This is a genomic window from Phytohabitans kaempferiae (genome assembly GCF_042433955.1).
Classification (GTDB): domain Bacteria; phylum Actinomycetota; class Actinomycetes; order Mycobacteriales; family Micromonosporaceae; genus Phytohabitans; species Phytohabitans kaempferiae.
In genome coordinates this window covers 96,708-116,527 of the sequence record NZ_JBHLUH010000047.1, presented here as the reverse complement: position 1 = coordinate 116,527, position 19,820 = coordinate 96,708, and the positions used below count along the sequence as shown (strand labels likewise).

The 19,820-nt window shown below is 70.8% G+C and carries 12 protein-coding genes and 2 CRISPR repeat arrays (1 of these 14 only partly in view); of the genes, 10 read left to right on the top strand and 2 right to left on the bottom strand.

Features of this window, described 5'->3' with window-relative positions; all coding sequences use genetic code 11:
- Positions 1 to 28: 28 nt before the first annotated feature.
- A CRISPR array of direct repeats spans positions 29 to 2,984; the repeat unit is 28 nt; unit sequence GTGCTCCCCGCGCACGCGGGGATGGTCC.
- A gap of 224 nt (positions 2,985 to 3,208) precedes the next feature.
- Positions 3,209 to 4,078 carry an AraC family transcriptional regulator gene (locus ACFFIA_RS23120; RefSeq protein WP_377253716.1) on the top strand — a complete coding sequence of 290 codons (870 nt, stop codon included), beginning with the start codon at positions 3,209 to 3,211 and terminating at the stop codon, positions 4,076 to 4,078.
- A gap of 218 nt (positions 4,079 to 4,296) precedes the next feature.
- On the opposite strand, the gene ACFFIA_RS23115 is transcribed toward ACFFIA_RS23120, so the two are convergent.
- Entirely contained in the window at positions 4,297 to 5,556 is a 1,260-nt protein-coding gene (locus ACFFIA_RS23115) for an acyltransferase family protein (RefSeq protein ID WP_377253715.1), read from the bottom strand.
- 513 nt (positions 5,557 to 6,069) lie between these two features.
- Here ACFFIA_RS23115 and ACFFIA_RS23110 point away from each other — a divergent pair.
- Entirely contained in the window at positions 6,070 to 7,500 is a 1,431-nt protein-coding gene (locus ACFFIA_RS23110; protein ID WP_377253714.1) for an SGNH/GDSL hydrolase family protein, read from the top strand.
- 116 nt (positions 7,501 to 7,616) lie between these two features.
- On the opposite strand, the gene ACFFIA_RS23105 is transcribed toward ACFFIA_RS23110, so the two are convergent.
- The gene (locus tag ACFFIA_RS23105; protein ID WP_377253713.1) at positions 7,617 to 7,889 is read right to left on the bottom strand and encodes a DUF4386 domain-containing protein; all 273 of its coding nucleotides are present in this window, start codon (positions 7,887 to 7,889) and stop codon (positions 7,617 to 7,619) included.
- Positions 7,890 to 8,253: 364 nt separating this feature from the next.
- Between ACFFIA_RS23105 and ACFFIA_RS23100 the strand changes: the two genes are divergently transcribed.
- From ACFFIA_RS23100 to ACFFIA_RS23065, 8 genes are all read left to right on the top strand, one after another.
- Positions 8,254 to 9,294: an ABC transporter substrate-binding protein gene (locus ACFFIA_RS23100; protein WP_377253712.1), complete on the top strand. Its 1,041-nt coding sequence runs from the start codon at positions 8,254 to 8,256 to the stop codon at positions 9,292 to 9,294.
- Positions 9,287 to 10,126: an ABC transporter ATP-binding protein gene (locus ACFFIA_RS23095; protein ID WP_377253711.1), complete on the top strand. Its 840-nt coding sequence runs from the start codon at positions 9,287 to 9,289 to the stop codon at positions 10,124 to 10,126. The genes ACFFIA_RS23100 and ACFFIA_RS23095 overlap by 8 nt, the downstream gene beginning before the upstream one ends.
- Before the next feature lie 11 nt (positions 10,127 to 10,137).
- Entirely contained in the window at positions 10,138 to 10,941 is an 804-nt protein-coding gene (locus ACFFIA_RS23090) for an ABC transporter permease (protein WP_377253710.1), read from the top strand.
- The gene (locus ACFFIA_RS23085; RefSeq protein ID WP_377253709.1) at positions 10,938 to 11,696 is read left to right on the top strand and encodes an ABC transporter permease; all 759 of its coding nucleotides are present in this window, start codon (positions 10,938 to 10,940) and stop codon (positions 11,694 to 11,696) included. The genes ACFFIA_RS23090 and ACFFIA_RS23085 overlap by 4 nt, the downstream gene beginning before the upstream one ends.
- A 217-nt stretch (positions 11,697 to 11,913) precedes the next feature.
- Positions 11,914 to 13,083 carry an iron-containing alcohol dehydrogenase gene (locus ACFFIA_RS23080; protein WP_377253708.1) on the top strand — a complete coding sequence of 390 codons (1,170 nt, stop codon included), beginning with the start codon at positions 11,914 to 11,916 and terminating at the stop codon, positions 13,081 to 13,083.
- Positions 13,084 to 13,186: 103 nt separating this feature from the next.
- Positions 13,187 to 13,459, top strand: coding sequence for a hypothetical protein (locus ACFFIA_RS23075; protein WP_377253707.1), 273 nt, complete (start codon positions 13,187 to 13,189; stop codon positions 13,457 to 13,459).
- 2 nt (positions 13,460 to 13,461) lie between these two features.
- Positions 13,462 to 14,223: a hypothetical protein gene (locus tag ACFFIA_RS23070; protein WP_377253706.1), complete on the top strand. Its 762-nt coding sequence runs from the start codon at positions 13,462 to 13,464 to the stop codon at positions 14,221 to 14,223.
- Positions 14,224 to 14,626: 403 nt separating this feature from the next.
- Complete coding sequence (locus ACFFIA_RS23065) at positions 14,627 to 15,346, top strand: cellulose binding domain-containing protein (protein WP_377253705.1); 720 nt, start codon at positions 14,627 to 14,629, stop codon at positions 15,344 to 15,346.
- Positions 15,347 to 15,791: 445 nt separating this feature from the next.
- Positions 15,792 to 19,820: direct repeats of the CRISPR family, unit length 28 nt; unit sequence GTGCTCCCCGCGCACGCGGGGATGGTCC; it runs 4,121 nt beyond the window's last position.

The following is a 19,820-nucleotide window of genomic DNA, read 5'->3' as shown; positions in this document are numbered from 1 at the left end:
CGCCGCTGACCCAGCGGGCTTCGAACGGGTGCTCCCCGCGCACGCGGGGATGGTCCCCGCATCGTCTACACCCTCGGAGACGGCGACGTGTGCTCCCCGCGCACGCGGGGATGGTCCGTGGGCCGACGAAGAGGGTGAGATCACACCCAAGTGCTCCCCGCGCACGCGGGGATGGTCCCAGGCCGACGTCGATGTTGGCGCCGTTCTGGACGTGCTCCCCGCGCACGCGGGGATGGTCCACGGCAGCGGAGTGCATCGGCGTACTGAGGGCCGTGCTCCCCGCGCACGCGGGGATGGTCCCCGGTCCGGGATGACGCAGTGCCGCTCAATCCAGTGCTCCCCGCGCACGCGGGGATGGTCCTGAAGGGCGGGGCGAACCCCGCAACGCGGGTGAGTGCTCCCCGCGCACGCGGGGATGGTCCACGTGGTTGCGCTGGCTGACGTAGGGCAGGAGCGTGCTCCCCGCGCACGCGGGGATGGTCCTGGTAGCGCCCGGTCCGGTAGTCGCTGGCTTCCGTGCTCCCCGCGCACGCGGGGATGGTCCTCCGCATACGCTCCGCATACCAGCACGCGAGATGTGCTCCCCGCGCACGCGGGGATGGTCCGAGTTGTGGTTCGCGACGTTCAACACCGATTTGGTGCTCCCCGCGCACGCGGGGATGGTCCCTGGCGATCGAGATCAAGGCCGCGTGGCCGAATGTGCTCCCCGCGCACGCGGGGATGGTCCCGCCACCCCGGGCATCGCGGACATCCGCGTAGCGTGCTCCCCGCGCACGCGGGGATGGTCCGCAGCACGCACGCCACCAGCTCCCCGCCGCGCCGTGCTCCCCGCGCACGCGGGGATGGTCCGCCGGGGCCGGAGGTGCGCGGGTCGCCATCGTTGTGCTCCCCGCGCACGCGGGGATGGTCCGAGAGTGGCGGGAGCTTGTCCAGGCGCACGAGGGTGCTCCCCGCGCACGCGGGGATGGTCCCGTCGCCGAATGCAGACCTTCTCACTGGCTGACGTGCTCCCCGCGCACGCGGGGATGGTCCCAGGTCGACCTTGCCGGCGCGGCGCAGCGCCCCGTGCTCCCCGCGCACGCGGGGATGGTCCCCGGCCCGGCCGGCTCGGCAAGGCTCCGTCCGGGTGCTCCCCGCGCACGCGGGGATGGTCCGGATTCCAGCACATCAACGGTCGCGCCAGGGGTGTGCTCCCCGCGCACGCGGGGATGGTCCTCTTCAGGCCGGCGACGACTACGCCGCCCCGGTGTGCTCCCCGCGCACGCGGGGATGGTCCGGGCACCGTCCAGGACGAAGCCGGCCGCCTCTGGTGCTCCCCGCGCACGCGGGGATGGTCCGATGTACCGCCCCTCGCGGTAGAAGGGGCGCTCGTGCTCCCCGCGCACGCGGGGATGGTCCCGGCTGGGCACACTCCCGGACCACCGAGCTGACGTGCTCCCCGCGCACGCGGGGATGGTCCCCTCGAAGTCGTCACCGTGGTGCTCAGGGGCCAGTGCTCCCCGCGCACGCGGGGATGGTCCCTCGCCTACGAGCGGCGGCTGGCGCTCAAGGACGTGCTCCCCGCGCACGCGGGGATGGTCCCCAGGCTTAGCCAGATCCTTGGCCAGGAGGTTCGTGCTCCCCGCGCACGCGGGGATGGTCCCGGCTCCGTCGCCGGCTTGTCGGACGCAAGATCGTGCTCCCCGCGCACGCGGGGATGGTCCCATTGCTGCTTTCTTCGCACCGGTTTCGCCGTAGTGCTCCCCGCGCACGCGGGGATGGTCCCTGGAGGGCGTCGCCGCGATGCCCGACGCTCTCGTGCTCCCCGCGCACGCGGGGATGGTCCCGTGGCGTCCGGGAGGCTCCGCTGGAAGGTCTCGTGCTCCCCGCGCACGCGGGGATGGTCCCGCGTGGCACCGCCGCGTGTCGCCGGAAATGTGGTGCTCCCCGCGCACGCGGGGATGGTCCGACCTGCCCGAGATGTTCGACCGCCGGGTGAAGGTGCTCCCCGCGCACGCGGGGATGGTCCCGGCGCGGGCGCGCGTGAATCTTCTAGCGGGGCGTGCTCCCCGCGCACGCGGGGATGGTCCGGGGTGGTGGGTGGCCCACCGGCCCGGTGGCGGGTGCTCCCCGCGCACGCGGGGATGGTCCGAACTCCGAGACGGTGTTGCCGGAACGGATCACGTGCTCCCCGCGCACGCGGGGATGGTCCCGCGTCCCACCGGGGGGTTGGGACGACCGCCGGGTGCTCCCCGCGCACGCGGGGATGGTCCCTCGCTGGACGACATGTCCGAGGAGGCGCGCTTGTGCTCCCCGCGCACGCGGGGATGGTCCCGTCGTCTGGGAACTCCTGCTCGACAACGGCGTGTGCTCCCCGCGCACGCGGGGATGGTCCCGTGAATCGGTTGTCGATGACGTCGGGCGACATGTGCTCCCCGCGCACGCGGGGATGGTCCCGAAGTTCGTCACGTCCTCCTGGTTGCCGGCCAGTGCTCCCCGCGCACGCGGGGATGGTCCGTACCGGGTGTTCCTGCGGCATCGCCGGTCGACGTGCTCCCCGCGCACGCGGGGATGGTCCCTGCCAGAACAGGCACAGCACCACGAGCAACTCGTGCTCCCCGCGCACGCGGGGATGGTCCTTGGTCGAGTCGAGCGTCAGCCAGTCCCTGACCGTGCTCCCCGCGCACGCGGGGATGGTCCCGCCTACGAAACCGAGTGACGGCGATGCATCCCGTGCTCCCCGCGCACGCGGGGATGGTCCCAGGCAAACGCGCTGCTGGCGAAGTTGAACCGTGTGCTCCCCGCGCACGCGGGGATGGTCCGCCGCCGCCTTCAACGTGTTGTAGGCCACGTAGGTGCTCCCCGCGCACGCGGGGATGGTCCCACATGGCCGAGTGGGGGCGATTCGGGGAGCCCGTGCTCCCCGCGCACGCGGGGATGGTCCCGGTAACGGGGCAGAGAGCCAGGAGCGGCACCCGTGCTCCCCGCGCACGCGGGGATGCTCCGCCCTCATACTTTCGGTCAGACGCCCTCGGCTCGAAACGGCCTGGATCGTTGGCTTCCCCATGCTCACGAGCAACCTCACGCGTCGCGTGGACTTCGCGCTGTTTATGGTGGACGCTCTCACGAACGACGCACTGGTCCACGAGGCGCCGGCGATCGGATCGGGCCGCGGCGATCGGGCGCAGCCGGTGCGCCTTCGGTCAAGGTTGAGGTCAGAAGGAGGCCAATGATCTCGGCACTCAACCGGCTTGTCGACCTTGTCGAGGAGCACCTCACCGAGGACTTCGACGTCAAGGGTGTGGCCCAGGCGCTCGGCACGACCGAACACCATCTCCGGCGGATGTTCTCGTCGTTGGCCGGCATGCCGCTGTCGGAGTATGCGCGCCGCCGCCGCATGACCGTCGCCGCCGCCGACGTCGTCCGAGGCGACGAGGATTTGCTGAGCATCGCCGTCCGGCATGGATACGGCTCGACCGAGGCGTTCGGACGGGCGTTCCGGGCGGTCCACGGGGCCGGCCCTGGTGATGTGCGCCGCGACGGAGGCCCCCTTCGCACACAACCACAGCTCAGGTTCCGCCTGACCGTCGAAGGGAGCAACCGCATGGACGTCCGTATCGTCGACCACCCCGCGTTTAGGCTCGTCGGGCACGCCGCCCGCGTACCGCTGATCCACCAGGGCACCAACCCGCACATCCAGCAGCACATCGCCGCACTGCCGAAGCAGGAGCACCTGCGTCTGAAGACCCTCGGCGACACCGAGCCGACGGGCCTGCTCGCGGTCAGTGACGATCTCGACCCCGACCGCGCCGAGGGCAGCGAACTGACCTACCTCCACGGGGTCGCCGTCTCCCTGGAAGCGTCGATCCCCGACGACCTCGACACCATCGAGGTCCCGGCCGGCAGGTGGGCGGTCTTCCAGACCGCGGGGCCGCATCCACAGACCCTGCAGGACACTTGGGCCGCGACCGCGACCGAGTGGTTCCCCTCCAACCCGTGGCGTCTGCGGCCAGGTCCGGAGATCGTCGCGGTGCTTGAGCGTGCGGACGACTTCAGCACCGCGACCTGTGAACTCTGGCTGCCGATCGAACCGGCGTAACGAGCCTTCAGGCCCGGTCCAGTCGTGCGGGGAGCCGCGGCGCTTGCCGTACGGCCGCCCGACACATCCCCGAACTCACTGACGCCACCCGGCATATCGATGGTAGGGCTACCCTCACCCGACCGACTGGATTGTGCATAGCGGTGGCTGTTTCAAGGCCGCGATCAACAGCAAGTACGTCGCCGCCGAGAGCTGACCGCGGCCGGTCCGAGGAAACCTCACTGTGCCGAAGAAGTGCCCGGTCGCGGGTGCGTGCGGTCGCTGCGGATGCCGAACAGGAAGCGGGTCGGTCGGGTGCGCCGGACCAGCAGGTCATAGATGGTGAACATGATGACGAACGAGACCGCGACGATCACGACGTATTTGACTGGGGCGGGCATGTGCCAACGCACCACGATGTAGGCGACCGCCACCACAATCGGCTGGTGCAGGACGTAGAGCGGCAGGACCGCCTCCGCCAGGTAGGCATAGACCCGCCGCCGGCCCCGCGGCGGCTCCTTGGTGGTTGCCCGCGGCCGCGCCGGTCGACGGCGGTCTGACAGGCCGAGGATCGCGACCAGCCAACACCAGCCGGCGGCGCCAAACGACAGCCGCGCCAATCCGGCAGGGATCGTGGTGTCGGTGAACGGGTCGCCGCCCAGGGTGCCAAACGCGATCCCCGAGGCGCCGAACAGGACCAGCCCGGCGACCGCCGCCGGTACCGCGTCGCGGCGCATCGCGTGCCGGAACCGGTCATCGGATGCCAAAGCCAGGCCGTAGCAGAAGAACAGCAGGTAGGCCCAGCGGTGCCAGCCCGCGAACGTCTCCTCCATGCCCAGCACCGCGGCGACCACAGCGACCGGGATCGCCGGCAACAACACCACACCACGCCGCGCCACCGCGGCGGCGGCAGCGTCGCGGACCCGGCTCATCCGCCCGCTCGGAAGCCGGGCCGCCAGCGCCAGCATGAGACAGAACGCCAGCAGCAGCACCACGAACCACAGATGCCCGCTCTCGAAGAACTCGCCCCGCACCATGAACGGGAAGTCCGACAGGCTCAGGCGAACGTCGAAGAACCGTAGCCAGAACCGCGGATACGACTCTCCGTAACCCGGGTCGGCGGCCTTGAGTCGCAGCCACTGCGGCACCGGCAGGATCGCCACCGTCGCGAACAGCAACGGCACTCCCAACCGCAACATACGCTCGACAGCGAACCCGGCCGGGCCACGGCGGCGCAGCGAGTGCCACGCCCCGGACCCGGCGATCAGGAACAGGGCCGGCATCGCCCAGACCACGGCGAACCCGGCAGCGAACGTGATCGCCTCGGTGGTCTGGGGGTTCTTGACGTAGAAGTCGTCGCGGGTGTCGAAGATCAGCGCGGCATGGAAGAAGACCAAGCCGAGCACCACCAGCATCCGGATGGCGTCGAACTCGGCACGGCGGGTCGCCGGCGCAGGCTCGGCGGCAGGGGTCGGCCCAGAGCGCTCTGTCGCCGTCATCTCGCCTCCCCGCCATCGACGACACCATGATCCCAGCCCGTTGGAACCCGTCAAGCCTTACTCGCGCCGCGGCGGCGAGATATCCGCACCGGGGGCAGTAGCACCTTGAGCGCGAACGAGCGCAGTTCGATCCGGGTACGCAGGTCTCTCAGCACACAGTCCACTACGGACACATACGCCGTGGCTATTACAGATCACGCGTGGCGAGGATTGATTTTTCGCGCACCTCTTTGCGTAATTTCACGGTTCTGTGCTCGCCTACCGATTGCCTAGCATCTATTTCGCTGATCGTTATACGGCGATCACATGAGCCAGGAGGTGGCAGTGAGATCACGTAGAGCCGTGTCACCAGGACGGCGTATGCGGTTATTCGCCGCGGTTGCGGTCATCGGCGGGCTACTTGTCAGCGCACAACCCGCGCTGGCCGGGACGCCGGCCCCCGATGACGGCGCTGTGGCCCTACCGGCCGCGGGGGGCGAGGGTTGGCAGCCCGATATCCAGACACCCGATCCGGTGACCCTTCCCCGCACGACCAGGAAGATCACGCCGTTCGCGACACCGCTGAGCCCTACCGAGCCCGAGGCGCTGCCGGGCGCGACGAAGGGGCCCGGCGCCACGCTCAAGGCGGACAGAGCGGCCCGTGCGGCGATCCGCAAGGCCGACATGCCGACCTTGCGCGGGGCGTCGCCGCAGGCCGGGCCCGACGATCCGCCAACCGGGCTGTACTGCACCGAGGCGATCACGCGGAGCAGTTCCGTCAGCGGCACCCCCAACCAGACCAACTACGCGGCGGACATCTTCTACGTGGCGGAGTTCGGCTGCAACTTCTGGCTCGACGCGGCCTACATCGCCACCGGCGTGATCGACCGCGGTCGCTTCGACGGCCAGTTCCTCTACACCACGCCGCCCCTCTCGTACGGGCAGACCTACTACGGCGCGACCTCGGGCGGCGTCCGCATCCCCGGTGAGCTCTTCGACGGCGGCCGCAACGTGGAGATCGCCTTCGAGCTGTACCTGTTGGCTCCGATCGGGGTCTACTGGGGCGGCTGCTTCCCCATACCGGGGCTGCGCTACCTGTTGTGCGAGGGTCTCGGCACTGACCTGCTGCACATCGTGCTGGGCACCGGGCCGTTCGGGACCGGGCTGCAGCCCCCGGTGATCCGGCATGTCGCACTGGGTGACTCGTACTCCTCGGGAACCGGCGCGCCACCGTACTCCGACGAATTGTGCCGGCGGTCGCCCGTGACCTACTCCAACCTCATCGCTGGCAGACTCCTGTCAGGACTGCCGGTGGACCGGCCGACCCTGGCGGCGTGCCATGGCGGGACGATCCCTGACCTGTACGCGAGCCAGCATCCCGGCGTGCCACCCCAACTGGACGCGATACAGCCGCACACCCGGCTCGTCACGCTGACCATCGGCGGCAACGACCTCGGCTTTTCGGCCAAGCTCGCCGGCTGCTACCTGGGCGCCGACTGCTCCGCCGCGGGACGACCGTTGGTCACCCCGCAGGAGCTTTACGAGGTACAGGTCCAGCTCACGGCCCTGTACCGGCAGATCAGGGCGGAGATGCACCCCAGCGGGAAACTCATGGTGCTGAGCTACCCGGCCGTCGTACCCAACCCGGACGACTCCGCGGACCCGCCGCCGGCCCAGGACCGTTGCCCGAACCTGGGGAGCAACCTCATCGAAAGCGAACGGAGAGCGATCTACACCGCGACCGCCCAGACGGACAGGATGATCCGGGACGCCGTGTTGGCCACGGGCGACTCCCGTGTCATCTACGTCAACGGGCTGGAGCTATTCCGTGGCCACCGGCTCTGCAGCGCCAGCGGTGTATGGGCCAACGGCCTCACCTCGCCGGTGAGTGACTCGTTCCACCCCAACGCCCCGGGGTACCAAGCGATGGCGACCCGGGTGGCCGAGGTCCTCCCCCCACTCTGACGGCCTCGCCCTAGCCGTCGGGCACCCTGGTCCGCCACGGGCGATCGGCTAGCGGCACCAGGCGAAGTACGTCACCTTCCTGACGTACTTCGTCTGGTGAGGTGAGGCGGCTTGGGCTACGCCACCGGCGTCGGCGTGTGAACGGTTGGCGGCGCTTCGTCCAGTTCCTGCCGGCGCACGCCGCGGATGAGCAGGTAGCCGACCATCCAGGGTTCGCCCACGGAGGCGGGATACGCCATCGCGTCGAAGAGGACCTGTGCGTCGCGGGCGAGGTACAAGACGAACGAACTGAGCACGTACCTCACGCCGCCGACCACGAGGATCCATCCCAGGGTGCGGGGCGTGCTCGACCTGTCCGGGCCCGGATGGCGAGTGTCCTTTTCGGACATAGGGCCGGCGAGATCCCGTCTCCCGAAAGCGGGTCGTCCCTGTGGTGGTGGTGGATGGAAGCCTGTCGTTCTGCGGGCATGTCCTTGTGTGTGGGGCGCGGGTCGGCTCCGGGAGTGATCCATTGCACGTTGACTCCCTCTTCGCCTACCGGTTTACTAGGAATAAGCGCGATCTTGGTGGCGGTGGGCTGCCGTGTGTCAGCCGGTTGTGCCGGTGCGCCGGGAACGCGCCAGGCACGGCATTTCAGGTCGCCGTCGCCTCGATTCGTGTTGCGTTCATTCACGGCTGGGCCGTGTGTTGGTATCGAAAGGCTTAACAATGCGGTTCCCCTTTCGTCGGCTGGCGCCGATATTGACTGTCGCGGTGGCGTTGTCGGTGGTGGCCGCCTGCGGCACCGGCGACGACCCGCCAGAGGGGGCGGCTCGGTCCGGTGAGCTGTCGAAGTCGGTGGTCAAGGTGCTCGGCACGCCGCAGGCGTACGACGCACCGGTCCTGCTGGCGCAGGAGTTGGGCTACTTCGACGAGGTCGGTCTGAGCGTCACGTTCGACACGTCCGCCGGTGGTGCCGACCTGTTGCCGGCGCTGCTCGGGCGTAGCGCCGACTTCGTTCTGCCCAGCGTCAGCGTGCCGCTGAACGCGGCGACCGAGGGCGCGCCGGTCCGGGTCGTGGCGACGCTGGGCCACGCCACCGAGCTGCAGATGGTGATCCGGGCCGACGTCGCCAAGGCGAAGAACATCCCGACCGACGACGCTGACGCACAGCTCAAGGCGTTGCGTGGCAGCGGTCTGCGGATCGCCGTGAGCGCCCCCGGCGGCGGTGTCTACACCCAGACACAAGGGCTGCTGGAGGCCCGCGGGCTGACGGTCGACCGCGACGTCACGCTGGTGCCGCATCCCACCCCCGACGCGGAGCTGGCGGCGTTCAACAACAACCAGGTCGACGCGTTCGTCTGGGTCCCGGCGGCCATCTTCGCCGTCGACGACGCGGACGTGGTCCGGGTGCGGTACGCGCAGCTGCCCGAATACCAGGGGATGGATTTCATCACGTTGGTCACCACCAGCCAGGTCACGCAGACCAACCCTGACACCGTGCGGGCATTCCTGACCGGGCTCGCCAAGGGCTGGCAGTACACATTGGACAATCCGGATGAGGCCAAGCGGTTGGTCGGCAAGAAGTTCTTCCCGCAGCTGGCCCCCGAGGTGCTGGACAAGGTGTTCCAGAGCGCCTACGACAACCTGGGGCCGACGTTCGCCTTGACCCGCGGTGGCTTCGACAAGGGGGTCGCGCTGGCAAACCTCGGCCGGCCGCAGCCGATCGACGTCAGCTACGAGAACTTCGTCGACAACACCTTCGCCAACGAGGCCATCAAGACGCTCGGTCTGGACGTGCCGACCGGTGACTGAGCAGACCGCCTCCGCTGCCGGCGACCCGGCAGCGGAGGCCGCGGTGGCCTTCAGCGACGTACGGGTCGCCTTCGACACCGCAGGCGGCTCGCTGCCGGTGCTGGACGGCATCGACATCGACGTCGCCGACGGTGAGTTCGTCGCCCTCGTCGGGCCGTCCGGCTGCGGCAAGTCGACCCTGCTCAACCTCGTCGCGGGTACGGTCCGCGGCCAGCAGGGCCAGACCTCGTTTCGCGGCCGGCCGGTCGTCGGCCTCAACCGCGACGTCTCCTACATGACGCAGAAGGACGCCCTGCTGCCCTGGCGGACCGTGCTGCAGAACGCCGCGCTGCCGTTGGAAATCGCCGGGCGGTCCAAGCGCGAGCGGCACGAGGCGGCCGTCGGCGTGCTGGACCGAGTCGGGTTGAGTGCCTTCCTGCAGTACAAGCCGCACCAGATCTCCGGCGGCATGCGCAGCCGGCTGGCGCTGGCACAGGCCCTGCTGTCGCAGGCCTCGGTGCTACTGATGGACGAGCCGTTCGCCGCCCTCGACGCGCTGCTGCGGGTACGGATGCAGCAACTGCTGGCCGACCTGCGGGAGGAGCGCGGACTCACCGTCCTGTACGTCACACACGACCTGACCGAGGCGATCGCCCTGGCCGACCGGATCGTGGTGTTCTCCAACCGACCGGCCTCCGTGCGGGAGATCCGGACCGTGGACATCCCTCGCCCCCGCGACGTCGCCGCCACCCGGGCGCTGCCGGTCTTCAACGAGCTCTACGCGGACCTGTGGGGCCTGCTGTCGAAGGAGCTGGACCAGGCGGCGCTGCCGGAGAAACGGCCGGCGACATGAGCGTGTCATCGGTGTCCACATCGGACCGGACGCCGGTCGACGCACCGGGCCGGCTGCGGATCATCCTCATCCGGGTCGGGTTGGTCGCCGGCCTGCTGCTGCTGTGGCAGGCGCTGCCCGGCAACATCGTCCCGGTCGACCTCGTCGGGCGCCCCAGCCAGGTGCTCGTCGACATATGGGACCTGTTCGCCACCGGCACGATCTTCCCCGACCTGTGGGCGACCACCTATGAGATGCTTCTCGGCTCCGTGATCGCGCTGCCCGCCGGGGTAGTGGTCGCCGCGCTGACGGTGGCGCTGCCGCCACTGGCGTGGCTGCTGCGGCCGATCCTCGCCGTGCTGTACGCGATCCCCAAGGTTGTCCTGCTCTCGGTGTTCGTGCTGGTGCTCGGGATCGGCAGCCAGTCGAAAATCGGGCTCGTGGTCAGCTTCGTGGCCTTCGTCTACTACCTCTACACGGTGCGAGGGCTGCGCGACGTCGACGAGGACCGCGCGGTCGCGCTGCGCCGCTTCGGCGCCGGCCCGCTGTTCATCGCTCGGGCGCTGACCCTGCCCACGGCCGTGCCGCACCTGCTCGCAGCGTTCCGCACCGCGATCCCGCTGGCCTACTCGGTCGCCATCTTCGCCGAACTGAACATCACCTCCGAACGAGGCCTGGGCAGCCTCATCGGACGTGCCGCCGGCAACCTCGACCCGTCCCGGACGATCGCCGTGATCGCGATCGTCGCCGCCATCGGTTTCGGGATCGACATCGTGCTCGTACGGCTGCTGCGGCGATACAGCGCCAGCGTCGGACTCCAGACGGTCACGCTATGAAGCGAGTGCTCCTGACCGCCGTCCAGTGGATCGTCTCGCTCGCGGTACTGCTGGCGCTCTGGCAGTGGTGGCTGGTCCCGATGATCGGCCCGGTCTTCCTCGCCGCACCCAACGAGGTCCTCGTGCAGCTCGGCGAGTGGTGGGACGACGGCGTCCTGCTGCCCGCGACGTGGACCACGTTCGCCACCGCCACCGTGGCACTGCTGCTCGGTGGCACCCTCGGGGTGATCGCCGCCCTCGCCCTCTACTGGAACCCGACCATCCGGCAGGTGCTGGAGCCCGCGGTGGCGGCGCTCTACGCGATGCCGAAAATCGCCCTCGTCCCCTTGCTGTTCATCTGGTTCGGTCGCGGCGCGACCCCCGGCGTGGCCTTCGTGACACTGTCGGCCTTCCCGGTGCTGTTCATGAGCACGAGCACCGGGTTGCGCACCGTCGACCAGCGCACCGTGGCGGCGTTGGCCCGGATGCGCGCCAGCCGGCGCCAGATCGCGACAAAGCTGCTGGTCCGGCACACCCTCGGGTACGTCGCCGTCGGGTTCGCCGTCGCCGGGCCGTTCGCACTGCTCGGGGTCCTGGTCGTGGAGATGCTGCAGGGCACCGGCGGCCTCGGCGGCCTGTTGGCCCGCTCCGCCGGATTCTTCGACGCCGGCGGCGTGATGGCGGCCGCGGTCGTCGCCACCGTGATCGGGCTGCTGCTCAACGGCGTCACCAACCTCGTCGAACGCCGCTTCGATCAGGGGAGGACCAACACATGACGCGCCGCGGCCCACTGGAGGGCAAGGTCGTCCTCGACATCAGCACGATGATCGCCGGTGGGGCGGCCGCGGCCTGACTCGGCGACTGGAACGGTGGGAGCTGCGCGGCAAGCCGCGGCCGTGCCGCCCAACTCGGCGAGCACACCGAGGCCGTCCCGCTGGCGGCCGGCCTGACCCACGAGGAACTGCGATGACTACGAGAGAAGGAGATCGTTCGATGACGAGCGGTGTGTTCACCAGGCCGGGCTGGCAGCGGGTCTTCTGGGGTGCCGGGTCCCGCGACCAACTCCCCGACATCGTGGCCGAGCGCCCGGGAAGCCGGGTGCTGATCTTGACCGGCCGGACATTGCACACCAAGACGGATGTCGTCACCTCGGTGGCCGAGCGGCTCGGCTCGGCCGTGGTAGGCGTCTTCGACGGCACCCGGGCGCACACCCCGATCGACACAGTCTTCGCCGCGATCGAGGCGGTCACCGCCACCAACGCCGACACCCTGCTCGTCGTCGGCGGCAGCAGCGTGATCGACACCAGCCGCGCGGTCGTCCTCGCCCTGGCGACAGGCTCGCGCACGCCAGCGCAGCTGCGCCGCTACGTCATCGACCCCAACGACGTCACGGCCGGGAAAGTAGCCGAGCTCACCGCGGCGCCGCTGCGCCAGCTCGCGTTGACCACGACCCTCGCCGCGAGCGAGTACTCCGGAATCTCCGGGGTGACCCACCCCGACGAGCACGTGAAGCTGCTCTACGGCGGCCAGCCCGGCCTATTCGTCGACACCGTGGTCCTCGACCCCGAGGTCACCGTCCACACCCCGCAGGACCTCTGGCTCTCCGGCGGCATCAAGATCCTCGACAACGCCACCGAGGTGGTCTGCTCCTCCAGCCCGACCCCGATCAGCACCACCCTCGCGCTGGAAACGCTGCGGGTACTGCCGGACTCGCTGCGCCACACCCAGCGGGACCCGAACGACCTGCAGGCCCGGCTCGCCGGGCAGCTCGCGGCATGGCATGCCATCTTCGCGCCGCACAATGTCTGGGCGGGGGTCGGCGCGGCCCTGCGACACCAGCTCGGCGCCCGGTACGACATCGTCCACGGTTACGCCTCGACGATCCTCACCCCGCATGTGTTGGAGTACAACCTGCCCGCCACCGCGGCCGTCCAGCGCCGCATCGCCCAAGCGCTCGGCGGCCCCGACGCGGGTAGCGCCGCCGACGAGTTCCGCGCGGTCGTCCGCGGCCTCGGACTGCCGTCCCGGCTGCGCGACGTCGCTGTGCCGCGCGAAGACCTCGGCCTGATCGCCCAGGACGCGTTGCTGCAGTTCGTCGCGACCCGCAACCCAGTGCCACCTACGGCAGACGGACTGCGAGAGCTGCTGGAGCGTGCCTGGTGAGGCCCCTACGGGTCGGACACTGTGGAACCAGCCGATCTGGGAACCACTGACAATGCTGGGATCCTGATCCAACCGGGATGCCCGTTCCCGCAACGGCGCGGTGGTGATCTCGGCGATCGAGGGGATGGCCGGCGTCGGCAAGACCCAGCTCGCCATCCACGCCGGACACCTCCTCATCCGGGAACACCACTTCGGTCGGGCACTCTTCGTCAACCTGCGCGGATTCCCCCCGACCCCGCTCGGCCTCCCGCGGACCCGGCTGCCGTCCTGGACGGCTTCCTGCGCCTGCTCGGCGTACCGCCCCAGCGGATCCCTCACAATCTCCACGCCCGGACCGCGGCCTACCGTGACCGGCTCGCCGGCACCCGCACCCTGATCGTGCTGGACAACGCCGCCGACGTCGACCAACTCCGCCCGCTGCTCCCCGAGGTGCCCGGCTGTCTCACCCTGATCACCAGCCGGCAAAGCCTGTCCGAGCTGCACTCGGCCACGCACCTGATGGTCGACGTGTTCGCCGCGGACGAGGCCGTCCGATACCTGGCCCAGGCCGCCATCCACGTCCCCATGGGCGACGATCCCGCCGCGGCCGCCCGCATCGCGCGGCGCTGCGGCTACCTGCCGCTGGCCCTCGACCTGGCGGCCGGACACATGCGGGCCACACCCGCCTGGACACTCACCGACCACGCCGACCGGCTCGACGAACGCCACCACCAGCGACGCCTGGATACCGGCGTCGAACTCGCCCTCGACCTGTCCTACCTTCACCTGCCCGCCGGCCAGCGCCGGTTGCTGCAGCTGCTGGCGTTGCACCCCGGGCAGGACAGCGACGCCTACGCCGCGGCCGCCCTCGCCGACGCCGACGCCGACCTCGACACCACCCGCGCCCACCTGGACCACCTGTGCCGCGACCACCTGCTGCACCAGTCCGCCTCGGGCCGGTACGCCTTCCACGACCTCGTTCGCGCGTACGCCATCACCCGTGCCCACGACGAGGTCCGCCCGTCCGACCGTCGCGCGGCCCTGACCCGCCTGTTCGACCACTACCTCGCCACGGCCGCCACCGCGATGGACGCCCTTCACCCCGCCCAGGCGCACCTGCGACCCCACATTCCCCGACCGGCACGCCCGCCCCCGATCTGAGCGACCCGGACACCGCCCGCGTCTGGCTCGACACCGAACGACCCACCCTCGTCACCGTCGCGGCCCACACCGCCACCCAGGGCTGGCCGGCCCACACCACCCGCCTCTCCCGCGTCCTGTACCGGTACTTCGCCGGCGGCCACAACAGCGACGCCGTCAACGTCCACAGCCACGTACACGTACCTGCCTGGAGGTCGGCGTCTTCGGCTCGCGGCAGCGCTCCGGGCTCCACGCCGCCCCTCTCTACCACCTCACCAACACCCGTGCCCGCAGTAGCTGACCAGGCAGGCGGCGGCAAATCCCACCTTGACATCTCTTGGCCGAACTTCCCCCGTAAGGCGCCTTTCCGCTTCCTTCCCATACACCTGGTGAAAGCCCCGCACGAAGACATACATTCACCGACATGTATCTAAGGTTTGGGTGTCGTGCCTTTGTCGCGGCGCTCGTGGGGGTACTCGCCGTGGTCGCTCCCGCCACCGCGGCACACGCGGCCGCCGGTTGCAAGGCCACGTACTCGATCCAAGCCTGGCCTACCTCCGGCTTCACCGCCTACGCCCAGCTCTGGAACACCGGCGACCAGCCGTGGAACGAGTACAACATCGAGTTCAGGTTCACCGGCAACCAAACAGTCACAGGCCTGTGGAACCACACCTGGGCCCAGACCGGCCAATCCGTCACCGCCCGCAGCGCAACCTGGCAACCTCCGGTGCGGCCCGGCCAGGCCGCGACTCTCGGCTTCACCGCCTCCCACGACGGCACAAACGATCCGCCGGTCGACTGGCGGGTCAACGGCGTGCCCTGCGCCACGCCGAACCCTCCCGCCGTCATCGCCGACCGCGACTACGTCGAGCTCCAAGAGGGCGCCCGCCAAGGGTTCGCCCTATGGCTGAGCCATCCGCCGGCGCAGCCGGTGACGCTGCACATATCGACCTCGAGCACCGGCGGCTGGGTCATGACGCCGGCCACTGTGACCTTCACGCCGGCCGACTGGAACCACTACCGCAGCTTCACCGTGACGAGCACGCAGGACGCCGACAAGGTCGACGACCGACTGGTGTTGACACTATCCGTGGACGGGTATGTCCCGGCTTCCGTCACCTTCCAACAGATTGACGACGACTAGGGTCTATCCGGTGAACCTCGCGGAGGCGAGGCGAGATCCAGACGGCGCGCGGCGGGGGATGCCGGGCGGAAGGTCGCGTACCGGCGTTGAATGTGGCGTTGCGCCCGGTGCCGCCAGTCGTCGTCTGGGCCCGCCTCAGCCCTACTGAGATCGCCGGACAGACCCTGGTCGAAGGCGTCGACCGACGAAATGCCGACAGCGGGGCGCCGCAACTGTTTGTCTGTCCGTGCGGTCGAGGCACGGGTGCCGCAGCGGCGCCTCGCCATCAAGCCTCGCCTCGACCTCCTCGTCGTGCTTCCCACAGCGGCTCCGGACATCGGCGACCCAAATCCGCAAGCACGGCCTGTCGACGAGGAGGACGCTAAGCTACTGCCGGATAGAAGAGCCCGCCAACAAAGTGAATGAAAATCTGCCTAGCGCCTCTCAAAACCCCAGGTCAGTTAGTGTGCTCCCCGCGCACGCGGGGATGGTCCCAGCTGGGGCCGGTTTGCCCACCACGGGCAAACGTGCTCCCCGCGCACGCGGGGATGGTCCATGGACATCACGGGCGGCTAACCCGCCATCGAAGTGCTCCCCGCGCACGCGGGGATGGTCCCGCGTGGCATCGCCGGATTTCCTCGGAAGTCTGGTGCTCCCCGCGCACGCGGGGATGGTCCCTCTGTGCCATTCCCTGAAGAGAGGGCACAGAGGTGCTCCCCGCGCACGCGGGGATGGTCCGGTCGTCAACCTCCTGCGCGCCCTGCGCAAGGCGTGCTCCCCGCGCACGCGGGGATGGTCCCGACGTCACGGTGAAGCGGCCCAACGGCAGCTCGTGCTCCCCGCGCACGCGGGGATGGTCCCATGACCGGGAACGGCCGGGTGAGGTACCCGCCGTGCTCCCCGCGCACGCGGGGATGGTCCCGGCGCGTTGCGTGCAACCTCGCCCGCCGTAGCGTGCTCCCCGCGCACGCGGGGATGGTCCCCGCTCCGCGGCCACCTGGCCCACCTCGGCCAGGTGCTCCCCGCGCACGCGGGGATGGTCCGGCATGAGGCCACGGCCGATCCCGCGCCCCGATGTGCTCCCCGCGCACGCGGGGATGGTCCGCAGCAGCAGGCCGCGCTCGCCCTCTTCGGCACGTGCTCCCCGCGCACGCGGGGATGGTCCCAGGTAGGTCACCGCCGCCAGCCCAGACGGCCGGTGCTCCCCGCGCACGCGGGGATGGTCCGGCGGCGGCGGTCGGCGCGCTACTCGCCGCACAGTGCTCCCCGCGCACGCGGGGATGGTCCGATGTAGAGCAGGCTGTCGGCGTGCGCGCCCTCGTGCTCCCCGCGCACGCGGGGATGGTCCGGCGCCAGCCACTGCTGAGTACCCTCGCCCGAAGTGCTCCCCGCGCACGCGGGGATGGTCCCGACACCAGACGGAGGCCCGGAACTCGGCCACCGTGCTCCCCGCGCACGCGGGGATGGTCCGGTGCCCGTGACGACCATCGTTTCCTCACCAACGTGCTCCCCGCGCACGCGGGGATGGTCCCAGGGCCACCGCCAGATCGACCGCCAGGTCTGTGTGCTCCCCGCGCACGCGGGGATGGTCCGACGCGTACTAGCGCCTCGTCAGTGAGACACGTGTGCTCCCCGCGCACGCGGGGATGGTCCCGCTGAAACGCCCGCAAACGTGCTGGTGCCGCCGTGCTCCCCGCGCACGCGGGGATGGTCCCCATGCTCGCCGTACCGGCGCGGCCGCCGTACCGTGCTCCCCGCGCACGCGGGGATGGTCCCCATGCCCGGCACGCCCTCTGCCTCGCGGAACAGTGCTCCCCGCGCACGCGGGGATGGTCCGCCATCGCTGTGTTACGCGAGCGCGGGCTGGTGTGCTCCCCGCGCACGCGGGGATGGTCCCAAGCTGGTCGCGGGGGTAGTCGAGCAGCGGCCGTGCTCCCCGCGCACGCGGGGATGGTCCCCCGACCTCCTCGCCGACCTCCAGGAACTCGTAGTGCTCCCCGCGCACGCGGGGATGGTCCGAAGCCCGCCCGCGTCTTCGTCAACAGCCTCGGTGCTCCCCGCGCACGCGGGGATGGTCCGCGGCGGGCCTTGGGCGGGACCCGACCGGACAGGTGCTCCCCGCGCACGCGGGGATGGTCCCCCCACCCCGGCCGCCGACACCCCCGAGGGTCAGTGCTCCCCGCGCACGCGGGGATGGTCCTGCATCGCCGGTCTTGTCGATGCCGTACATGCCGTGCTCCCCGCGCACGCGGGGATGGTCCGGCGGTGAGGGCGTCGTTACGCACACCACCGTGGTGCTCCCCGCGCACGCGGGGATGGTCCCCTGAAGCACGGCCGCTGGTGGCAGAGCCGCCGGTGCTCCCCGCGCACGCGGGGATGGTCCCTGGCCCCAGTCGTACAGCACCATCACCTCCTCGTGCTCCCCGCGCACGCGGGGATGGTCCCGGCGCCCGCAGTAGGCGTCGATGCCGCGCGAGGTGCTCCCCGCGCACGCGGGGATGGTCCCAGGCGGACGTCGGTGAGGAGGGTCGGGGTGAGGTGCTCCCCGCGCACGCGGGGATGGTCCGACCATCCCGGACCCGAAGGCGCTCGCCGCGGTGTGCTCCCCGCGCACGCGGGGATGGTCCGGGCAGCTCGGCGTCGACGCGCACGAACGCCGGGTGCTCCCCGCGCACGCGGGGATGGTCCCGCGTTCGGCACGCTTTTCAAGCGGGGCAACGGGTGCTCCCCGCGCACGCGGGGATGGTCCCCCGGCGGCCTTGAGGACCGCGGCGACGCGATCGTGCTCCCCGCGCACGCGGGGATGGTCCCCGACGTGCGGTGGTACGGCGAGGAAGTCAAGGGTGCTCCCCGCGCACGCGGGGATGGTCCCGCTGTGCTCGACTACCGGCTGCCGCCGCTGTAGTGCTCCCCGCGCACGCGGGGATGGTCCCGTCACCATCAGCCACCCCGGGTGCCAGTCATCGTGCTCCCCGCGCACGCGGGGATGGTCCGGCTGGCCATCAGCCCCAGCGCTCCTCGTTGAAGTGCTCCCCGCGCACGCGGGGATGGTCCTAGGATGGTGAGCCTTCCACCTGCGCCGCCCGGGTGCTCCCCGCGCACGCGGGGATGGTCCGGTCCGAACGCCGCTGCGGTCACGCAGCGTAGGGTGCTCCCCGCGCACGCGGGGATGGTCCCCTCGCCGAGGCGGCCCACCTGACCGCGCTCAAGTGCTCCCCGCGCACGCGGGGATGGTCCCGATGAAGTGGCTGGAGACGTTCGAGTGCGGATGTGCTCCCCGCGCACGCGGGGATGGTCCAGGTGGTACAGGCGTACATCACGGGCGGGGCCGAGTGCTCCCCGCGCACGCGGGGATGGTCCCATGACGCATCCCGGCTTCACCAACGGATCTGCGTGCTCCCCGCGCACGCGGGGATGGTCCGGAATGCGGTTGATCGTCCACGGCCGGTTCAAGGTGCTCCCCGCGCACGCGGGGATGGTCCCATCGCCGAAGCCATCCGCCTCCAAGCCGAGAAGTGCTCCCCGCGCACGCGGGGATGGTCCGCAGGACCCCGGTCAGCCGCCGTTCGTGGAGCTGTGCTCCCCGCGCACGCGGGGATGGTCCGTTCTGCACGCTCGTCGGCACCCTGGATGACGCGTGCTCCCCGCGCACGCGGGGATGGTCCCCCAACCTGGGTGCCTGCGGTGATGCTGCTGTCGTGCTCCCCGCGCACGCGGGGATGGTCCCGTCCTCCCCAGACAGATCCGAAACGTCGTCGCCGTGCTCCCCGCGCACGCGGGGATGGTCCCTGCGCGCACCAGTCCGGCGACAGGGCGAGCAGGTGCTCCCCGCGCACGCGGGGATGGTCCCAGGCCCGGATCGCTCTGACCTACCATCCGTCCGTGCTCCCCGCGCACGCGGGGATGGTCCGTCGGCAGAGCGACAGCAACATACGGACCCGTCGTGCTCCCCGCGCACGCGGGGATGGTCCCGTCTGGTCGCCGGTCAGTGCCTTGAAGCCGCGGTGCTCCCCGCGCACGCGGGGATGGTCCCGTCTTCGGCGACGGCTACGCCATGCTGCGCCGGTGCTCCCCGCGCACGCGGGGATGGTCCCCGGCCCGCCACTCCGACTCGGCGACGCGGTGGCGTGCTCCCCGCGCACGCGGGGATGGTCCCCCGCCTGGCGCGGCCGAGTTCATCGTCGAGGTGTGCTCCCCGCGCACGCGGGGATGGTCCCAACGCGACCGCCGCCGCCTCGCGCTCGGTCGGGTGCTCCCCGCGCACGCGGGGATGGTCCCTCGTCGTCGCGGCCGAGCCGGAGCAGCGCCCGGTGTGCTCCCCGCGCACGCGGGGATGGTCCGGCCGCCGGCGCGAAGGTCGACGCGCTCGCCCCGTGCTCCCCGCGCACGCGGGGATGGTCCGGAGACTTTCTTCTTCAGGTCGAGCAGCTTGCCGTGCTCCCCGCGCACGCGGGGATGGTCCGGCCGCCGCACGCTCCCGCGCCCGCAGAAACCC